Annotated in this window: 20 protein-coding genes and 1 tRNA gene; 16 read left to right on the plus strand and 5 right to left on the minus strand. The window is 62.1% G+C overall.

Annotated elements, in window-relative coordinates:
* The first annotated feature begins 106 nt into the window (after positions 1 to 106).
* The 3 genes from DSC91_RS26800 to DSC91_RS26810 all read left to right on the plus strand — a co-directional run bounded on the left by DSC91_RS26800 (position 107) and on the right by DSC91_RS26810 (position 2,971).
* Positions 107 to 769, plus strand: coding sequence for a HugZ family pyridoxamine 5'-phosphate oxidase (locus DSC91_RS26800; protein ID WP_115783526.1), 663 nt, complete (start codon positions 107 to 109; stop codon positions 767 to 769).
* A gap of 394 nt (positions 770 to 1,163) precedes the next feature.
* Complete coding sequence (locus DSC91_RS26805) at positions 1,164 to 1,466, plus strand: H-NS histone family protein (RefSeq protein ID WP_054037926.1); 303 nt, start codon at positions 1,164 to 1,166, stop codon at positions 1,464 to 1,466.
* A 260-nt stretch (positions 1,467 to 1,726) separates the two neighbouring features.
* Positions 1,727 to 2,971 carry a cation diffusion facilitator family transporter gene (locus DSC91_RS26810; protein ID WP_115781619.1) on the plus strand — a complete coding sequence of 415 codons (1,245 nt, stop codon included), beginning with the start codon at positions 1,727 to 1,729 and terminating at the stop codon, positions 2,969 to 2,971.
* A 132-nt stretch (positions 2,972 to 3,103) separates the two neighbouring features.
* Here the strand turns inward: DSC91_RS26810 and DSC91_RS26815 are convergent, their stop codons facing one another.
* From DSC91_RS26815 to DSC91_RS26825, 3 genes are all read right to left on the minus strand, one after another.
* On the minus strand, positions 3,104 to 3,562 hold the full coding sequence (locus DSC91_RS26815) for an Lrp/AsnC family transcriptional regulator (protein WP_012431468.1): 459 nt from the start codon (positions 3,560 to 3,562) through the stop codon (positions 3,104 to 3,106).
* 90 nt (positions 3,563 to 3,652) lie between these two features.
* Entirely contained in the window at positions 3,653 to 4,282 is a 630-nt protein-coding gene (locus DSC91_RS26820; RefSeq protein ID WP_115781620.1) for a 3'-5' exonuclease family protein, read from the minus strand.
* The gene (locus DSC91_RS26825) at positions 4,279 to 4,923 is read right to left on the minus strand and encodes an MBL fold metallo-hydrolase (protein WP_115781621.1); all 645 of its coding nucleotides are present in this window, start codon (positions 4,921 to 4,923) and stop codon (positions 4,279 to 4,281) included. The genes DSC91_RS26820 and DSC91_RS26825 overlap by 4 nt, the downstream gene beginning before the upstream one ends.
* Before the next feature lie 640 nt (positions 4,924 to 5,563).
* Here DSC91_RS26825 and DSC91_RS26835 point away from each other — a divergent pair.
* Positions 5,564 to 6,166 carry a septal ring lytic transglycosylase RlpA family protein gene (locus DSC91_RS26835; RefSeq protein ID WP_373291824.1) on the plus strand — a complete coding sequence of 201 codons (603 nt, stop codon included), beginning with the start codon at positions 5,564 to 5,566 and terminating at the stop codon, positions 6,164 to 6,166.
* Positions 6,167 to 6,396: 230 nt separating this feature from the next.
* Here the strand turns inward: DSC91_RS26835 and rsmI are convergent, their stop codons facing one another.
* Positions 6,397 to 7,275, minus strand: coding sequence for a 16S rRNA (cytidine(1402)-2'-O)-methyltransferase (gene rsmI, locus DSC91_RS26840; protein ID WP_115781624.1), 879 nt, complete (start codon positions 7,273 to 7,275; stop codon positions 6,397 to 6,399).
* Here rsmI and DSC91_RS26845 point away from each other — a divergent pair.
* The 5 genes from DSC91_RS26845 (at position 7,274) to DSC91_RS26865 (ending at position 9,905) form a co-directional block, all read left to right on the plus strand.
* Positions 7,274 to 7,756, plus strand: coding sequence for a YraN family protein (locus tag DSC91_RS26845; RefSeq protein ID WP_115781625.1), 483 nt, complete (start codon positions 7,274 to 7,276; stop codon positions 7,754 to 7,756). The two genes, rsmI and DSC91_RS26845, sit on opposite strands and share 2 nt — an antisense overlap.
* 229 nt (positions 7,757 to 7,985) lie before the next feature.
* Complete coding sequence (locus DSC91_RS26850; protein ID WP_115781626.1) at positions 7,986 to 8,573, plus strand: phosphoheptose isomerase; 588 nt, start codon at positions 7,986 to 7,988, stop codon at positions 8,571 to 8,573.
* A 26-nt stretch (positions 8,574 to 8,599) separates the two neighbouring features.
* Entirely contained in the window at positions 8,600 to 9,394 is a 795-nt protein-coding gene (locus DSC91_RS26855; RefSeq protein ID WP_115781627.1) for a BON domain-containing protein, read from the plus strand.
* Complete coding sequence (locus DSC91_RS26860) at positions 9,391 to 9,741, plus strand: c-type cytochrome (protein ID WP_115781628.1); 351 nt, start codon at positions 9,391 to 9,393, stop codon at positions 9,739 to 9,741. The genes DSC91_RS26855 and DSC91_RS26860 overlap by 4 nt, the downstream gene beginning before the upstream one ends.
* An 88-nt stretch (positions 9,742 to 9,829) precedes the next feature.
* Positions 9,830 to 9,905, plus strand: a tRNA-Ala gene (locus DSC91_RS26865).
* Positions 9,906 to 10,073: 168 nt separating this feature from the next.
* Here the strand turns inward: DSC91_RS26865 and DSC91_RS26870 are convergent.
* The gene (locus tag DSC91_RS26870) at positions 10,074 to 11,798 is read right to left on the minus strand and encodes a methyl-accepting chemotaxis protein (RefSeq protein ID WP_115781629.1); all 1,725 of its coding nucleotides are present in this window, start codon (positions 11,796 to 11,798) and stop codon (positions 10,074 to 10,076) included.
* A 60-nt stretch (positions 11,799 to 11,858) separates the two neighbouring features.
* Between DSC91_RS26870 and DSC91_RS37665 the strand changes: the two genes are divergently transcribed.
* The 7 genes from DSC91_RS37665 (at position 11,859) to DSC91_RS26905 (ending at position 18,797) form a co-directional block, all read left to right on the plus strand.
* Positions 11,859 to 12,224 (plus strand): hypothetical protein, encoded by a 366-nt coding sequence (locus DSC91_RS37665; RefSeq protein ID WP_162831473.1) that lies wholly within the window; start codon positions 11,859 to 11,861, stop codon positions 12,222 to 12,224.
* Between the two features lie 39 nt (positions 12,225 to 12,263).
* Entirely contained in the window at positions 12,264 to 12,836 is a 573-nt protein-coding gene (locus DSC91_RS26875; RefSeq protein ID WP_115781630.1) for a TetR/AcrR family transcriptional regulator, read from the plus strand.
* Positions 12,837 to 12,892: 56 nt separating this feature from the next.
* The gene (locus DSC91_RS26880) at positions 12,893 to 13,768 is read left to right on the plus strand and encodes an SDR family NAD(P)-dependent oxidoreductase (RefSeq protein WP_115781631.1); all 876 of its coding nucleotides are present in this window, start codon (positions 12,893 to 12,895) and stop codon (positions 13,766 to 13,768) included.
* 176 nt (positions 13,769 to 13,944) lie between these two features.
* Positions 13,945 to 14,136 carry a hypothetical protein gene (locus DSC91_RS38335; RefSeq protein ID WP_229758137.1) on the plus strand — a complete coding sequence of 64 codons (192 nt, stop codon included), beginning with the start codon at positions 13,945 to 13,947 and terminating at the stop codon, positions 14,134 to 14,136.
* On the plus strand, positions 14,133 to 14,834 hold the full coding sequence (locus DSC91_RS26895; protein ID WP_115781632.1) for a Rossmann-fold NAD(P)-binding domain-containing protein: 702 nt from the start codon (positions 14,133 to 14,135) through the stop codon (positions 14,832 to 14,834). The genes DSC91_RS38335 and DSC91_RS26895 overlap by 4 nt, the downstream gene beginning before the upstream one ends.
* Positions 14,835 to 15,177: 343 nt before the next feature.
* On the plus strand, positions 15,178 to 16,689 hold the full coding sequence (locus DSC91_RS26900; protein ID WP_115781633.1) for a sensor domain-containing diguanylate cyclase: 1,512 nt from the start codon (positions 15,178 to 15,180) through the stop codon (positions 16,687 to 16,689).
* A 542-nt stretch (positions 16,690 to 17,231) separates the two neighbouring features.
* Positions 17,232 to 18,797 carry a methyl-accepting chemotaxis protein gene (locus tag DSC91_RS26905; protein ID WP_115781634.1) on the plus strand — a complete coding sequence of 522 codons (1,566 nt, stop codon included), beginning with the start codon at positions 17,232 to 17,234 and terminating at the stop codon, positions 18,795 to 18,797.
* Positions 18,798 to 18,880: the final 83 nt, after the last annotated feature.

The raw sequence follows: 18,880 nt of genomic DNA on the forward strand, positions 1-18,880 counted from the left end.
AACGCGCGAGAAAGCGCGTTGAAAGCGAAATTCCGATTCTAACGAAGCGCGCTGTCTTATGCTTGAAGCGGATCGATCCAACGCTCAGCCTTCGAGGAACGCGCACTTGAACATTCCCGCCCATGCTCCGCTGCATCTGCTTCATATGGCCGCAACCGGCACGCTCGCGACTCACGCGCGTCAGCCGGAAGGCTTTCCTTATCCTTCGGTGTTGCCGTTCGCGCCGGACCCGCAGCATCGTCCGACGATCCTGGTGAGCCGGCTCGCCGAGCATACGCACAACCTGCACGCCGACCCGCGCGCCGGTTTTCTGGTCGTCGACGCCCCCGACGGCGACGTGCTGAGCGGGCAGCGCGTCACCTTGCTCGGCACGTTCGAACCGGTCGAGTCGACCCCCGAAGTCGTACAGCGCTATCTGCGCTATCACCCGGATGCCGAACGGTACCTGGTTCTCGGCGATTTCACGTTCTGGGCGATGAAGCTCGAACGGCTTCGTTATATCGGCGGCTTCGGCGCGATGGGCTGGCTCGACGGCGCCGAACTCGATCCGCTGCCACCACTCGGCTTCGATGAAGAAAACGCGCTGATCGAGCACTTCGCCGATCATTGCTCGGGTGCCACGGGGCTTCTGCTGATCGGCGTCGATCGGTATGGTGCCGATCTGAAGCGGGACGGTGTCCGTACCCGTTTTGTGTTCGACGATGCGAAGCGCAATGCCGAAACCTTGCATGCGGCGCTCGAAGATTGCATCCAGCGCCACGTAAATTAAGTTTTGATTGCTGTTTCGGGAAAACACTCATGCCGCAATAACAAGGCGGAGCGTGCGTTCGAATATGTTCTGACGTTTCATGTTGAAGCTTTCATGGCATGAAATGTTGGAACAACTTTCTTATCTTAAATTTCATCTCTTGATAGTTAATCCAATAATGACCGAAGTGCCGCGCGACTTTTCAGCGGAATGCGAAATTAGCTATTTGAAAGGGTTCGCGTAACATCGCGACGATGTGAAATTTTTTGAAACGAATAGGGATTAATTTTACGGCGGCGCTTTTGCGGTTTTTCTATTTTGTGTTAATCTCGCCATCAAATTCCGAGGCATGATCACTTCAAAGGGCAAGCTGGCTTAAGACTGGCAGTCATTTATCCAAACCACAAGGGAACCTATGTCTTCCTACAAGGAACTACTCGCACAGCGCGAGAAGCTCGAAAAGCAGATCGAAGAAGCAAAGTCGCGTGAATATGCAGAAGTGTTGAATGAGATCAAGCAGAAAATGGCCGATTACGGCATTTCGCTGACTGAACTCGGTGGTGGCCGTGGTGCCAAGGCCGCTAAAGCCGGTCGTCCGCGTGCAGGCGTCGCGCCGAAGTATCGTGACCCGGATAGCGGCAGCACGTGGTCGGGCCGTGGCAAACCGCCGCGCTGGATCGCAGGTCTGGATCGCGAGAAATTTCTGATCCAGAAGTAATCGTAATACGGTCAAACAGTGGCGCCTATGGCGCCCGCTGTTGCCAAAAAAAACCGCGTACCGTCAAGGGGGCGCGGTTTTTTTTATTGCCGCTACGAATTGCGGTGACGCTTTGTCACGCGCGCTCCATGAAACTGGAACGCGAATGCTTTTCGTTTAGATAAGCGTCTGATTTAAAAGGTTTTTTTGTGGTTTGTCCAGCGCATATCGAGATGCGCCGGGTAGAATGAAGGCATTGAACCCCGCACGCCGTTTCAGAGATGCCTTCCACCGCCGCCGTTCAGTCCGTCGAGAAACATCGCGTTGCGCGCAAAAGTACCTTTGTCAGTATTGCGCTCAATACGGTGCTGATGGCGCTGCAAATCGTCATCGGGGTGTTTGCCCATTCACAGGCGCTGGTCGCCGACGGTATCCATTCGTTAGCCGATCTGATTTCCGATTTTGTCGTGCTAATCGCCAATCGGCATAGCGGCGCCAAGCCGGACGCGGATCACAATTACGGACACAGCCGCTATGAAACGGTTGCGTCATTGTTTTTGGGTGCGCTGCTGATTGTGGTCGGCGTCGGTATGTTGTGGCGCGCCGGGATGCGTCTCGCCGATTTGCAAAGCATCCCTGCCGTGCATATGAGCGCGCTCGCGGTCGCGGTGCTGGTGCTGATTTCCAAGGAAAGCCTGTTTCGCTACATGCTGCGCGAAGCGCAACGCGTGCGTTCAGCGATGTTAATTGCGAATGCATGGCACGCGCGTTCGGACGCCGCTTCGTCATTGGTAGTCGCGCTTGGCATTGTCGGCAGCCTCGCAGGTGTGCGCCTGCTCGATCCGATCGCCGCGGCGATTGTCGGTTTCATGGTGGCTCGCATGGGCTGGATGTTCGGCTGGGACGCGCTGCAGGATCTTTCCGACCGTGCGCTCGACGAAGCCACCTCCGCCGACATGCGCGCGCTGCTGCTTGCGACGCCGGGCGTACGCGACGTGCATGAAATGCGCACTCGCAAGATGGGCGATTTCGCGCTCGTCGATGCGCACATTCTGGTCGATCCGCTGATTTCGGTATCGGAAGGGCACTACATCGCCGAATCGGCGCGCCTTCGCGTGCTGGCCGACAACCGCGTGCTCGACGCGCTGATCCACGTCGACCCGGAGAACGACGCGGTTGCACGCCCGCCCGTCAATCTGCCGACCCGGGAGCGGGTCGTCGCCGAAGTCAACGCCGTGTTCGCCGCGGGTGGCCTGAAGGCAGCGTCGGTCAATATGCACTATCTGAGCACGGGGCTCGACGTCGAAGTGGTTTTGCCGGCGCCGGGTTCACGCACGGGCGAAAGCGACGAACCGCGTCTCGCTCGTGTCGATCTGGACGCGCTCAAGCGTCGTCTGGGTGCCCGGAAGCTGGATGTGTTGCAGAGGGTGGACGCGTTGTCGGCCGAAAACGGCGTCTCGACGGAAGCAGGGCCAGGCGAGGCCACCTCCAGCGCGGAGGCTACGCAACCGCATGGCACTGCGTGAGTGTTGTTACTCGAGTCGAATCAGTCGGCGCGCACAAGCCGCCGCTTCAGGGCGTGATGGCTGCACGAGTTCAAGGTTAAGACGGTATGGTGTCACGGCGGGGCGGCTTCACGCACTCGCAGCTTCACAATCTCACAGCGGCAACTGCGTATCGAATTTGATCTCGCGCAGCACGACGCTCGTCCGCACTTGCGCGACGGCGGGAATCTTGAAGATGCGTTCGTGCAGGAAACTGTCGTACGCCTTGATGTCCGGCGCGACGATCTTGAGGATGTAGTCGGATTCGCCAGTCGTGCTGTAGCACTCGGTGACCTCCGGGCACGTGGCGATTTCCCTCTCGAACTGTTCGACTCCGCCCTCGGTATGGCGCGTGAGATGGATATGCGCCAGCGCGCAGACATGGAGCCCCAGCTTTTCACGATCCAGCAAGGCCGTGTAGCGCTGGATCACCCCCGATTGCTCCATATCCTTGATACGGCGCCAGCACGGGGTGCTCGACAGGCCGACCTGGTCGGAAATCTCTTGCACGGACCGGCGTGCGTCGAGCTGCAGCAGGCGCAGGATTTTTTGAGAGAACGTATCGAGTGTCAACTGCGCCTCCGTTGGCGTCGCCCTATCAACGCATGGTAGAGGTCTCGAAAACGAAACGCAATGTAAAACGGCCTCAGCGAGGGAGATTACCTAATTTGCTGGTTCCTCAGCGGCGTTTTGTCCTGAGCCGTCCCCATCTTTAGCGGTCGTCAGCGTGGCTGCCTGAACGGCGCGCAGTTCCTTGAGCATGTTGCAGAAAAGCGCGCCCTGCTCGATCGCGTCGTCCAGCGCGACATGCGTATGCGGATGTTCGTCGAACCAGTGCTTCGGGAAGCGTGGCTTGATGTTCTTGCGGTACGGCAGGCCAGTCAGTGCGAAGGCCAGCGTCTTGATATCGAGCGCCGACCACGAAAACGGGCAGCGGCCGACGAACCGCATCATGTACCAGAACATATAGGTGAAGTCGAAACCGGCCGGCATCGCCACGAACACCGGCTTGCCCGGCAACGCCTCGACCCACTCGACATAGGCCGTGAGCGCGGCCTGCGGATCCTGCAAATCCTTGCGGCAGGCTTCCCATGCTTCCGGCTGCGTCTTCCACCATGCTTCCTGCACGGGATGCGGCTTGGCGCCGTCGAGCAAGTCGAGATTCGCGGAGAAGGTGGCGATCAGCTGCTTGTCTTCCGTGTACGCCGCGGAGGCGAAACTGAGCATCGAATGCGGGCCGGGAATCGGGCCGTCCGCTTCGACGTCGGTGCTCACGTAGATTTCGCCGCTCATGCTTTGACTCCGTCGGCGACATACGGATTGGTGCGGCGCTCGGCGCCGAACGTCGAGGTGGGACCGTGGCCCGGAACGAAGGTGACGTCGTCGCCGAGCGGCCAGAGTTTTTCGCGGATCGCGCGTACCAGGTCGGCGTGATTGCCGCGCGGAAAATCCGTGCGGCCGATCGAGCCGGCGAACAGCACGTCGCCCACCAGTGCGAGCCGATGCGCGCGGCTGAAGAACACCACGTGGCCTGGCGTGTGACCGGGGCAGTGATAGACCTCGAGCGTTTCGTCGCCGAATTGCACGGTCTCGCCGTCTTGCAGCCAACGGTCCGGTTCGAACGCCTCGGCAGCAGGAAAGCCGAAGCGCGTGCTTTGATCCGGCAGCTTGTCGAGCCAGAAGCTTTCGTCGGGATGCGGGCCCTCGATCGGCACGCCGTAATGCGTGGCGAGTGTCTTCGCGCCGGCACAGTGATCGATGTGGCCATGCGTGAGGAATATTTTTTCGACCGTCACGTTCTGCCGCGCGATTTCACCCTGGATGACGTCCAGATCGCCGCCCGGATCGACGACGGCGGCGCGTCCGGTTGCCTCGCAGACGAGCAGCGAGCTGTTCTGCTGGAACGGCGTAACGGGGATCAAGGTGACTTTCATGGGTGACGGCGCCGCTGGAAAAACGTTGATTGTACCGGCGTCTCGCCGACGCTCGTCGAGGGCGCTGAGGCCCCGCTGCAGCGGGCTTTCGGCTGCTCATTTTTGCAGCAGAAGTCAAAATTCATCAAGGTTTTCAGTCGCTTGCCATCCCAAAATTTTCTTTTGGGTATAATGCGCTCCATGCACAAGGAATTGTGCATGCCACACGGCGATGCGTCCCCATCAAAAATGGGCACGCGGATTGCCACTCAAGTATGGGCTGTCGCGTTTTGTCGGCGGCCATCAAGTATCGATGCTTTCGATGCACACGTCTTACCCAGCCAGGCGCCACGCGCCTGCAACGGACTTGAATACCGTGACGCTGGGTGGGGCCTACGCCGCTGTTCCTGCGCGCTGAGTTCCGCGTGCAAGAACGTGTTTGCCACGTTCGATGGCGGCATGTGGGGTCTGGTCAGGCTGCCGGGGACAGGTTGCGCCAGACGTGAAAATTAACCGTGCGGTAGCGGCTGGGTAAGCCGCGTGCGGGCTTTGACGTACTGCGCTTTTCTGCGCGGCGCGTTGTCGTCTTTTGCCGCCGGAGTCGCAGGCAACACGCTCAACATTTCGCGTGATGCGGCTCGACAATGTGATTGCACGTCTTATGAAAACTCGGTTATCCCGTGGTCTGGGGACTCTTTTTGCCTTTTTTGTGCTGGCCGGCTGCGCCACGCCTCCGGGCGCGAGCAGCACGTCTGACAGCGGCGCGCCGCTGAGCACCAGGAATGCGCAGGCAGGCTCTTCCGGCCCGCAGGCTTTCGGTAGCGCGTCGGCATCCGACGCAGCCACCAAAGGCTCGTTGCTGGCCAATGCGCAGCCGCTTACTGACGGCGGTCCCAGCATTTCGGACTTTCATCAGACCGGTCGCGCCTCGTGGTACGGGCGCGGTTTCCATGGCCGCCGCACCGCCAACGGCGAACGTTTCGACATGCACGCGCTGACCGCGGCACATCGTACGTTGCCGCTCGGCTCGTATGTTCGCGTGACCAATCCGGCCACCTCGCGCTCGGTCGTCGTGCGCATCAATGACCGTGGCCCGTATGCGCGCGGCCGGGTGATCGACCTGTCGATGGCCGCCGCCGCCGCGCTCGACATGCGCCATGCCGGCACGGCGCGGGTCAAGATCGAAGGGTTGACGCGGCAGGAAGCGCGCGCTGAGCTGAATGAAACGCTGGCGTCGAACTCGGGGTCGAGCGCGGAGAAGTAATGTAGTGGTCGCGGGCGCTCCTTTGGCGCGCTCATGAGGCCGGGCAACATGGCGTTAGCTCTTAGCTCGCGCCGTGGTCCGCCGGAAGACAAAGGGTCGCTTCGCCGCGGCCCTTTTCTTTTGCTCATCATTTTGCTCATCAATCACGGCTGGATGCAGCCGCTCATCCCTTGCGGTCGCCGCTCGCGCTGCGAGCCTGATCCGCCGGCGGACAAGCCTTCCTGTCCTCTTTATTCGTCGTCTTTTTTCAACGCCAAAGCGCGCGTGTAGAGCGCGTTGCGCGATGCGCCGGTTAGGGTGGCCGCGATTTTCGCCGCGCTGCTCACCGTCAACTCTTCCAGCAGAATGCGCAGCAACGCGTCGTGATCGTGTTCGTCTGCGGCTTCCGGTTGCGCGCCTTCCACCACCAGGACGAACTCACCGCGTTGCCGGTTAGGATCGGCGGCGAGCCACGTTGGCCCTTCGGCCAGGGTGCCGCAATGCAGCGCTTCATGTAACTTCGTCAATTCCCGTGCGATCAGCAGCTTGCGCCCGCCGCCGAATGCGTCGGCCAACGCCTGGACCGTTTCGACGATCCGGTGCGGCGCTTCGTAGAACACCATCGCGTGCGGATGGTTCGCGAGCGGCTGCAGTGCCGCGGCGCGTGCCTTTGCCTTCGGCGGCAGGAAGCCGAGGAACGAGAACGTCGCGACCCAGTCGCCGGCCGCGCTCAACGCGGTGGCGAGCGCGCTTGCGCCGGGCAGCGGAATGACCGGGAAACCGGCTTCGCGCACCGCGTCGACGAGCTTCGCGCCCGGATCTGAGATGCCGGGCGTGCCCGCATCGGACACGTAGGCCACGCGTTCGCCCGCTTGCAGATGTTCGATCAGGCGCAGCGCCGCGGCGCGCTCGTTGTGCTGATGAACCGCGACCAGCGGCTTCGAGATGCCGTAGCGCGCGAGCAATTGGCCCGTGTTGCGGGTGTCTTCGGCGGCGATGCGGTCCACCAGTCCGAGCACATGCAACGCGCGCAGCGTGACGTCGGCGATATTGCCGATCGGCGTGGCCACCACATAGAGCGCGGCGGCGGGGTACTGCTGCCCTTGCGCGAGTTCGGAGAGAGGAGTCATGAGGCAGAAGACGCAGACAGACAGAACGAGGCCGCCATTGTGCCACGCAGCGGTGCGCGAACCGGCTGGCGAGCAGGTGAGCGCGCGGACCTCCGGTCACAACTTTTCGAGGCCAACCGGGTCAAAACTCGTCGGCGCGGCTTTCGAGGCGCGTGCGATGGAGTTTTTGCAGCGGCAGCGTTTGCGCTTTATCGCGCGCAATGTGCTGTGCCGGGGCGGCGAGATCGATCTGGTGATGTGCGATCGTGACGGCACGCTGGTGTTCGTCGAGGTTCGCGCGCGTGCACAGCAGCATTACGGCGGCGCCGCAGCGAGCATCGGCTGGCAAAAGAAGCAGCGGATCGTGCGTGCCGCGCGGCATTATCTGGCGACCCGCAGCAGGCGTTCGCACGATGAGCCGGCGTGCCGGTTCGACGTGATTGCGTTCGAAGCGGGCCGGCTCGTGTGGCTGCGCGATGCGTTTCGTGCCGACGAAGTCTGATGCAGTGCGGGGAGAACGCGCGTGAGTGCGATAAACTTGCGCTCGCATGCAGGCCTCATGAACCACGCCGGCATATGGGAAGCCGTGATGAAGCCGCGTATTTCGCGATGAATTTTGCGCGCTCGCACTGTGTTGCCGGCATGGTCCATCAGCGCGGCACGGCTTCGCAATACGACTTCACAACACGGCCGCGCATTGCGGTCCATTCGCGGTAGAAAATAGAAACTCGATGTCAGTCGAACGTATTCAACAACACTTCCGCGACAGTGCGGCAGTCAAGCTCGAAGCCCTCGAAACCCTGTCGATGCCGATCGCCGCTGCGATCGACACGATGTTCGCTGCGCTTGCCAATGGCAGCCGCATTCTTGCGTGCGGCAACGGCGGCTCGGCGGCCGACGCGCAACATTTCGCCGCCGAGCTGATCGGCCGCTTCGAACGTGAGCGCCCGGGCTTGCCGGCGATCGCGCTGACCACCGACACGTCCGTGCTCACGGCCATCGCCAACGACTACGCATTCGAGCAGATTTTTTCGAAGCAGGTGTGGGCCCTCGGCCAGCCGGGCGATGTGCTGCTCGCCATCACCACGTCCGGCAATTCGGCCAATGTGCTGGCCGCGATCGAGGCCGCGCACGAGCGCGAAATGATCGTGGTCGCGTTGACCGGCAAGGGTGGCGGCCGTATGCAGGAAATGCTGAGCGATACCGATATCCATATTTGTGTGCCGTCCGATCGCACCGCGCGTATTCAGGAAGTGCATTTGCTGACCATCCATTGTCTGTGCGACGGCATCGATGCCATGTTGCTGGGCGAAGACTGAGATTGATTCCGAAGGAGAGCTAGTTGATGAGCGTATTCCGCGTCAAGAAGACACTGGTGAGAACCGTGCTGGTGGTCGGGTTCGCGGCGGGGCTGTCCGCGACGTTGCAGGGTTGCTTTCTCGCCGTTGCCGGCGCGGCGGGCGGCGGCGCGCTGGTGGCGACCGACCGGCGCACGCTCGGTGCGCAAACCGAGGATCGCGAGTTGCAGGTGAAGGCGCTGTCGCAGATCAGCCAGAACTTGCCCGACAACGCGCACGTCAACGTGTCGGTGTTCAACCGCCGCGTGCTGCTGACCGGCGAAGTGGCGGGCGACGTCTCGAAGCAACGTGCGGAGACCATCGTGCGCGGCTTGAACAACGTCAACACGATCGTCAACGAACTGGCAATCATGCCGGCCAGCTCGTTTTCGTCGCGTACCAACGATACGTATCTGGAAACGCGCGTGAAAACCGCGCTGATCGCCGAGAAGAACATTTCGGCGAACAACTTCAAGGTCGTGGCCGAGCGCGGTTCGGTGTATCTGATGGGGCTGGTCACGATGGACGAAGGCAATCGCGGCGCCGACGTCGCGAGCCGCGTGCCGGGTGTGACGCAGGTCGTGAAGGTATTCCAGTACATCCAGCCGCAGGAAGCGGCGGCGGCTGCTGCTGCGGCGGCGAGCGTGCCGGTTGCCGCTTCGCAGCCGGACGCGAACGCGCCGACCGTCGGTACGATTCCCGATTCATCGGTGAGCTCGCGTCCGCTCGATCAGCAGGCGCCGGCGCCGGTCAGCAATTCGAACGCCGTGCATCCGGGCAATCCGAAGGCGACGACGCCATGAAGCGGGGCGTCGCCTTCGCTGTCGCTATGTTGACGGTTAGTGCGCTGACCGGTGCTTTTGCCTCTTCAGCGCATGCGGCCGATGCACCGCGTGGCCAGATCGTTGCCAATTCGAATGCTTGCATGGGATGTCACGCTGTGGACCGCAAACTGGTCGGCCCGTCGTTCCAGCAGATCGCCACGAAGTACAAGGGCGATGCGCAAGCGCCGGCGAAATTGTCCCGCAAGGTGAAGGAGGGCGGCTCCGGCGTGTGGGGCATGATTCCGATGCCCGCGCATCAATCGATGAGCGATGCTGATATCCGCTCAGTCGTGGATTGGGTGCTGGCCGGCGCACCATTGAAGTGATGTTTTGCCGCCCTGTTCGCCTCAGGGTTTTGCCGCGGCGGGGGCTTGGCAAAACGCAAAATGCCTGTGCTAGAATTATTTGCACGTTGGGGGGGTAGCTCAGCTGGGAGAGCGTCGCGTTCGCAATGCGAAGGTCGGGAGTTCGATCCTCCTCCTCTCCACCAAGAAATTCCCTTTAGAACCGGCCACTTAGGCCGGTTTTCTCGTTTCCGGCGCCGTGTTTTTCACCCGATGCCGCAGTTGTCGTGCCGCCTGCTATGTTCAGCATTGCTTGTGACTCCTGCCAACGCGTCGCCCGTGAGACGGGCGACGCGCCATCGGACGGACGTCGATCAGAACTTATCCCACCCGCTTTCCGCATCTGCAGTCGCCGTGGCAAGCGCAGCAGCAGGCGCAACGGTCGCGGCCCGCATCACGCGCTTCGGGGCAACCGCAGCTGCAACCTCGCGCCGCGACGCCTCCCGCCGAGCAGGCACAGCCGCTGCCGCTGCCCCCGCATCCTTCACCTGAAAAAACGCCACAGCATCGCTCAACTGCTGCCCCTGGTCTTCCATCGAGCGCGACGCCGCTGCGGCCTCTTCCACCAAAGCCGCATTCTGTTGCGTCACGTTGTCCATCTGGGTGATCGCAAGATTGACCTGCTCGATGCCACGGCTTTGTTCGGTCGATGCCGCCGCGATTTCCGACATGATGTCGGTCACTCGTGCGACCGCCTGAGTCACTTCGGACATCGTCTTGCCCGCCTCGCCGGCAAGCGCGGACCCGTCGCGGATCTTGTCCACGGAAGTGGAGATCAGGTCCTTGATCTCCTTGGCCGCGCTCGACGAACGTTGAGCCAGGCTTCTGACTTCGCTGGCCACCACCGCGAAACCCCGGCCCTGTTCGCCCGCCCGCGCTGCTTCGACTGCCGCATTCAGCGCGAGGATGTTGGTCTGGAACGCAATCCCTTCGATGATGCCCGTGATGTCCGCGATCTTCGTCGAGCTGTCGCTGATGTCGTGCATCGTGTTCACCACCTGACCGACGACCTCGCTCCCCTTTTGCGCCACCGACGAGGCATTCGCAGCCAGCACGCTGCCTTGCTGCGCGTTGTCGGCGTTCTGCTTAACCGTGGAAGTGAGCTCCTCCATGCTGGAGGCGGTTTCCTGCAGCGACGCAGCCTGCTGTTCGGTACGCTGGCTCAGGTCCATATTGCCCGCCGCGATCTGGCGTGCCGCGCCGGCGATGCTGGTGCTGCTGTCGCGCACTCGCCCGACGGTCACCGTCAGCCGTTCGTTCATCTCGCGCAGGGCGCTCAGCAGGTTGCTGGTTTCGTCGCTGCCCTCGACCGTGATGCGCGTGCGCAGATCGCCTTCCGACACGGTGCGCGCGACTCCGATCGCAAAACGCAGCGGTCCGGTCACTGCGCGCGTGATCGCCACGCACGCGCCGACGGCCAGCCCCAGCGCAATGAGGCAGATTGCGATCAGCAGATTGCGCTGGTTTTCGTAATGCGCCGAGTACTCAACGACCAGTTGTTCCTGGCGTGCGCGCGTGTAGTCGGCATACGCGTTGGTCGCGCGAATCAGCGCAGCGAGTAGCGGCCGGCAATGTTCGTCCATTTCGACGATCGCTTCGTCCCGCTTGTTGGTGAGCGCGAGATTGACGATGTTGAGGGCAACCGGACCATAAGCCGCTTCGACCCGGTTGATCTCGGCGACGAGACTGCGTGCTTTCTCCGACGTGTCGGTCGCGTTGGCGATCATGTCGTTGAGCTTTTTCAGGTCGTTTTGCACGTCTTCGTGCGCGCGCGTCACGTCGGCTTTCTCTAATTCGAGGTCTTGGGGTTGGGTCACGAGCACAAGGTTGCGCGCCGCGATCGCGCGGCGGTCCACGGCGGTTCGAACGTGCGCCGCCATATCGGCGCGTGCATTGATGCCGTGGACGAAGTTGGAAAACCCGTCGGTTGAATCGCTGAGCGCCTTCAAGGAAAGACCAGAAACCGCGACGACAATCAGCGACAGCGTGCCGAAGCCGGCAATGAGTTTGGTCTTGATGGTGAGATTTTTGAACGTCATGATTTTTTTTCTCCAATAACGAAACGTTAAAGCGTTCGCAATGGACTCTCAGGTCCGGACATGGGAGCGTCTATCTGGCTGCCGATCACCGTGACAGCCCCGCGCGATTTACCCTTCATACCTTCCCTCGGACGCGCCCCGAAGGCGCGCCGAACGTCAGGCAATAAATCGGTATCCCATCTACTGGTTATCGGATCGAACTTTCAAGTATTTAACAAATCGCGGGTATTCCTCTATCAAGCTTGCACACGATGCGCGAAGAACGCATCATTTGCGGTTGATTTGAATATATTTGATCGTACGGTGAAAATACACGCCTTACATTTGCGTTTCATTTTTTCCGGCGAACGCTTGGGCAAATGCGCTGCTGGCAAGCATCAGGCGGCAAAATGGCTTGAACAAGCGAGTATCCGCAGGTATGATTGAGTAATCACTCATTTATTGTTTGTAGTCGAAGCAACCCGTATGGCTCGTCCGAAAAGCGAAGACAAACGCAACGCCATCCTTGCAGCCGCAGCAGAGGTCATTGCCGAGCAGGGTTTGGGCGCGCCCACCGCGCGCATCGCGAAAGTTGCGGGCGTGGCTGAAGGAACGCTGTTCACGTACTTCGACAACAAGGACGAATTGCTGAACCAGCTCTACCTGGACATCAAGGCGGAGCTGCGCGAAGTGATGATGACGACATACCCGAAGCACGCCAGCGTGCGCGAGCGCGCCCAGCACGTGTGGAACAAGTTTGTCGACTGGGGTGTGGCGCAACCGCAAAAACGCCGGGCGATGGCGCAACTGTCCGTGTCGGAGCGCTTGACCGACTGCACGCGCGCCACCGGCATGGAGTCCTTCGCGGACATCAACGTAATGATTCAGGCAAGCGTGACGAGCGGCGCCTTGCGTGATCATCCGCCGGCTTTCCTGTCGGCGATCATGGCGGCGCTGGCCGAAACCACCATGGATTTCATCGCTCGCGAACCGGCCAATGCCGACCGTTATCGCAAGGCCGGCTTTGAAGCGTTCTGGCACGCGATTGCCCAGAACTAAATTTTTTGTCCAATTAATGAGTGATTGCTTGCTCATTTAAATGCAAGGAGCGCATTATGTCGAAGGTCTGGTTGGTTACCGGAAGTGCCCGCGGGCTTGGGCGCGACATTGTCGAAACGGCGTTGCATGCCGGTGAGCGGGTGGTGGCCACGGCACGCGATCCGCGTCAGTTGGCGGATCTGCTGACACGCTACGGCGAGCAGGTTCGCACGGTTGCGCTGGATGTCACGGATCCGGTGGCGGCGCGCAATGCGGTGCAGGCCGCTGTCGACGCTTTCGGCCGTCTCGATGTGGTCGTCAACAACGCGGGTTTCGGTCACCTTGCGCCATTCGAGCAAACCACCGAAGACGATTTCCGTGCGCAGATCGACACCAACTTCTATGGTGTGGTTAACGTCACGCGCGCGGCGCTTCCGGTGCTGCGGAAACAGCGAGCCGGCCACGTGATCCAGATTTCGTCGGTGGGCGGCCGTGTCGGGATCGCGGGTTTGAGCGCGTATCAGGCCGCGAAGTGGGCGGTCGGCGGGTTCACCGAGGTGATCAGCCGGGAACTCGCGCCGTTCGGCGTCCACGTCACCGCGCTCGAGCCGGGCGGCATGAAAACGGACTGGGGGACTGAGGCGAGCGGCGCGCTGCCGACGTTGCTGCCGGACTATGTGCCATCGGTCGGCGCGGTGGTGGATATGCTGTCCCAGCATATCGGCCATGAAACCGGCGATCCCGCAAAGGTTGCGCAAGTGGTGCTGAAGCTCGCGTATCACGATTCATTGCCGGCGCATCTTTTGCTGGGCAGCGACGCGTTGCATTATGCCGGCGAGGGCGAGAAGGCGCGCGCTGCAGCCGCCGCAGCGTGGCAGGCGGTCAGTGTCGCCACCGACTTCTCCGCGCCAACGCCGCTGCCGGCCTTTCCGGGTGCATCGGCTAAGGCCTGAGCAGGCAGGCAACCGGCCAACCAGCCAGCCAGCCAGCCAACCAGCCAACCAGCCAACCAGCCAACCAGCCAACCAGCCAACCAGCCAACCAGCCAACCAGCCAACCAGCCAACCGGCCAACCGGCCAACCGGCCAACCAGCCAACCCTGCAACCAAGCAAGCTGATGACGAACGACATGGCAAATTGGACCACTGCGGACATCCCGCGTCAGACCGGCCGTCTGGCGGTCATCACGGACGCAACCGGCGGGCTGGGTTTCGAGACGGCGCTCGCGCTAGTTGGCGCGGTCGCCGCCCGCCTGTGGGACGTATCCGAAGGTTTGACCAACGTGCGCTGGCCGAGCGCAATCATGGAGCACGCATCATGAAGGTTCTGATATTCGGCGCGACCGGCATGGTCGGGCAGGGTGTGTTGCGCGAATGCCTGCGCGCGCCTGACGTCGAGGCGATCCAGACAATCGGCCGGACCCGCACCGGCCAGCTCGATCCGCGCCTGCACGAACTGATTCTGCCGGATCTGATGGACTACCGGGCGGCCGAAGCGTCGCTGACGGGTTTCGACGCGTGCTTTTTCTGTTTGGGCGTCTCATCGGCAGGCATGCAGGAGGCCGGGTATGCGCGCCTCACCTATGACCTGACGTTGGCCGCGGCGCAGACGCTTGCCCGTCTGAATCCGCAGATGACTTTCGTCTACGTATCCGGTGCCGGCACCGACAGCACCGAGCATGGCCGCAGCATGTGGGCGCGGGTCAAGGGCAGGACGGAGAATGCCCTGCAACGGCTGCCGTTCAGGGCCGTCTACCTGTTCCGTCCTGGCGTGATCGAGCCATTGAACGGCGCCGTTTCGAAAACTCGCTCGTACCGTTTGTTCTATGCGGTGGCGAGGCCGCTTCTGTCGACATTGCGCGCGCTCTTTCCCAACTACATTCTGAGTACGGAAGACATGGGCCAGGCGATGCTGGCGGCTGCGCGCCACGGTGCCCCCAAAGCGGTGCTCGAGGTCGCCGATATCCGCGCGCTTAGCCGCACCGCGTCCGAGCCGGCGCTCGATCTGCACACTGGCTGACGGTTTGCTCGACATCGGCTCAACACCGGCTGAGGGCCCGGATGGACGTGACGTCCGCGCGCTGCTCCGCTGGTTGCGGGCTGAAAATGCGCCCTGGCGTGCAGTGTAGGCGCGAAACATAACACCCGTGCTGTTTCTGAAGCAGGCCGTGGACGCTGCACCAGCGTCCGCGACCCACGACGCCCCATAGTCGAAAAATTTCGTTCGATCCGCCAAAAACCTGTCTTTTCCCTCGTTCGACGGGCCTCCACGTCTGGTAGGCTACCGTTTCACGGGAAGCGCCTTCCGGACGCGCCCAATTTCTCCACGCGCGTAGGTCAGCGCATGCTCGAACGAAACGCTCATGGTGACGCGCCGACCGAACATCGTGATTGCAATCAGCATCGTGCTGGCCAGCGCGATTCTTGCGATCGCGGTGTGGGTATTGGCGCAGATGCGCGATGACGCACTGCGGCGCGCACAGGATTCGGTCTTCAACGTCTCGCTGCTGGTCGAACGCGACGTGTCGCGCAATCTCGAGATCTATGACCTGTCGCTGCGGGCGGTGATCGACGGCCTGAAGCAGCCAGGCGTGTTGGACCTGCCGCCGAAAATCCGCCAGATGGTGCTGTTCGACGGCTCGGCCAGCGCCAAAGACATGGGTTCGATTCTCGTACTCGACCCGGCGGGCAACATCGTCTTCGATTCGCAATCCGTCCCGCCGCGCCGCATCAATCTCGCCGAGCGCGATTATTTCCAGGTTCAGCGCGATTCCCCCAATGTCGGCCTGTACGTGAGCCATCCGTTCATACCCAAGGTGAACGGCAAGGACGTAAGCATTGCATTGAGCCGTCGCATCTCGCGGCCGGACGGCAGCTTCGCCGGCGTGGTGGTCGGCACGATGCGCCTTACCTACTTCAAGCGTCTTTTCGCCGGTATGAATCTCGGCGCCGGTGGTTCGATGGCGCTGATGCTGAGCGACGGCACGATGCTGATGCGGCGCCCATACGATCCGAAAATCATCGGCCGGAGCCTGGTCGGCACCGCGAACTATTCACGCTTTCTCCTGCAGCCGAGCGGGGATTTCTTCGGCACGGCGGCGATCGACGGCGTCGAGCGCTGGTACGCGTTCCGCCATATCGACATGTATCCGCTGATTCTCGACGTCGCGCTGTCCACACGTGATATCTACGTGGAATGGCGGCATCGCGCGTGGATCATCGGCACGCTGATCGCGGCGCTCGACGTGGCGATCATTGCGCTCGCCATCCTGTTCTCGCAGCAACTGCGGCAGCGCCGCGCAGCCGAAGAAGAGTTGCGCGTGCTCGCGCGTACCGACGGGCTGACCGGCCTGAACAATCGCCGCACGTTCGAGGAACATGCCGAGGAGGAGTGGCACCGCGCACAACGCAACGGCTGGCCGTTGTCGATGCTGCTGATCGACGTCGACACGTTCAAGGGCTTCAACGACCTGTACGGCCATTCGGCCGGCGACGATGCGCTCATCGCCGTGGCGCGCTGCATCGGGCAGAGCGTGCGGCGCCCGGGCGATACCGCGGCGCGCTATGGCGGCGAAGAGTTCGCCGTGCTGCTGCCGGACACCGACGAAGCCGGGGCGGCGGCCATCGCCGAGACGATTCGCGCCGCGGTTCAGGCGCTTGAACTTCGGCATGTCGCGAGTTCGCACCATGTGCTGACGATCAGCATCGGCATTGCGTGCACCAGAAGCCAGGTATTCGCGACGAGCCGTGCGCTTGTCAACGCAGCGGACGAGGCGCTCTACGAGGCCAAGGACGCCGGCCGCAACCGTGTGCTCTGCTATCCGGTGGCGGCGCGGGCGGACCGGCGGAGCGCCGTAGTGTCGCCGGCGCGATGAGGCTGGACGATTTCGCTGGTGCGCAGGTCCACGGAACGCGTCGCGGCGTGGCCGGAGGATGTGCGCAACCACACGCTGCACCTTGCCCAGGGTGCGTTCGTCATGCATCCGTGAATTCAACCGCGCATTGCACGCGATGGACGCACCCGTGAGTGCGCCAGCCGACGAAACATAGGGACAAAAAAAACCGCTCACGCCGGGGAGCGTGAGCGGAAAGTCGGAGAGTTACAACAACATCGTGTGCGCTCATGGGGGTGAACGCAACAAACAAAGTCTAAAGACCTCGCTTGTCCCTATATATCAGACAAATCCCAATCGCTGCGTCGACGGGCAAAGCACGTTGACGCAGCGATCCGGCACCGTACGCCAGGCATTCCTTACATCATCCTGTCCCGGTTATGCCCACCATTTATCGCATCAAGTCTCTGTTACGTCCGCCGTAAAAGAGGGGGCAGCGTCGCCACGCACCTGAAAAATGACGAAGTGTTTCGCCATGGCGCAGCGGCGCGAGCGTCCCCTCAGGACTTACGAAGGATGGTGAGATGAAGTGGTTCGACCGTATGACCGTATTCAGGAAACTGTTGTTGGCGTTTGCCGTCGTGATCGGGTTCTGCGTCGTGATCGGCGCAACTTCGCTGAAGACGTTGTCGTCGATGCATGCCATTACCGACGCCATCTGCGACCAGCACATGAACGGCCTCTACTGGATGGAAGAGGCGAATCGCCACAAGATCGACTCCGATCTTGCCGCCGCAAATCTCGGCTACGCCGTCGACGACGCCGGCCGTCAAAAGTTGAAGGACAGCATCGTCGCATCGCTCAAGGAGATGCACGGCGCCTACGACCAGTATCGCGCGACCATCGCTACGGCCAAGGGTCAGGAGATGTTCGACGAAGTGCTGCGCAAGTCGGCCGTGTGGGAGGGCATCGTGCATCAGCAGATCGGTCTCGAACCGATTCCGGTCGGCGTCGACAACAATGAACTCGTGCGCCGCGCGATTGCGTCGAGCGAGGCGCTGCGCGACGGCATCACGGCGCTGATCGACTATCGCCGGCAGCAAGCCAACGAGGCCCAGCGGGAGGCAAGCGCCGACTATCGGCACATGCGCGTCGTGATGCTCGCGCTGGTGTTGGGTGCGATTGTGGCGGGCACGTTGCTCGCGACGGTGATTGCGCGACGACTTGCCCGTCAGCTCGGTGGCGAACCCGGTTACGCGATGCACATCGCCAACCGCATCGCCGATGGCGACCTGAGCGTGCGTGTCGACACCCGTGCGGGCGACACCGACAGCATGTTGTTCGCGCTGCGCAACATGCGCGAGCGGCTGGCCGGCATCGTCTCGGGCATCAGCGAATCGAGTGAGTCGATCCTGATGGCCTCCGGTGAGATCGCGCAAGGCAACACCGATCTGTCGCAACGTACCGAAGAGCAGGCTGCCGCGTTGCAGGAAACCGCGTCGAGCATGCAGGAATTGACGTCGACGGTGAAGATGAATGCCGGGAACGCGCAGCAGGCGGGCAGTGTCGCGCATGGCGCGTCGGAAGTGGCGGCGCGCGGCAGCAGCCTGGTCGACTATGTGGTCGAAACGATGCGCGAGTTGGCGGCCGGTTCGAAGCGCATGACCGACATCATCGCGGTAATCGAAGGGATCGCGTTCCAGACCAACATTCTCGCGCTGAACGCAGCCGTGGAAGCGGCGCGGGCCGGTGAACAGGGGCGCGGCTTTGCGGTGGTGGCGGGCGAAGTGCGTTCGCTCGCGCAGCGCAGTGCGGTGTCGGCCAAGGAGATCAAGGAGCTGATCGAGAGCTCGACGGCGCGCGTGGGCAGCGGCGCCGAACTGGCCGAGCGGGCCGGTCAGACGATGGCGGAAGTCATGCATGCGGTGAAACGCGTGACCGACATCATGGGTGAGATTTCGTCGGCGTCGCAGGAGCAGAGCAGCGGCATCGAGGAAGTGAACCGCGCGGTCGCGCAAATGGACGACGTGACCCAGCAGAACGCTGCGCTGGTCGAGCAGGCGGCGGCCGCGGCGGCGTCGATGGCGGACCAGGCAAGGCAGCTGCAAGCGGCGGTGACGGTGTTCTCGCTCGAGGCGCGCCGCGGCTGATCGGGGTGGTGACCCTGCGGGCGTGGTATTCATGTCATGCGCAGCCCATGTCACCCCGTACATGCCAGGCTCGGGCGTCGTGT

The organism is Paraburkholderia caffeinilytica (assembly GCF_003368325.1).
GTDB lineage: Bacteria > Pseudomonadota > Gammaproteobacteria > Burkholderiales > Burkholderiaceae > Paraburkholderia > Paraburkholderia caffeinilytica.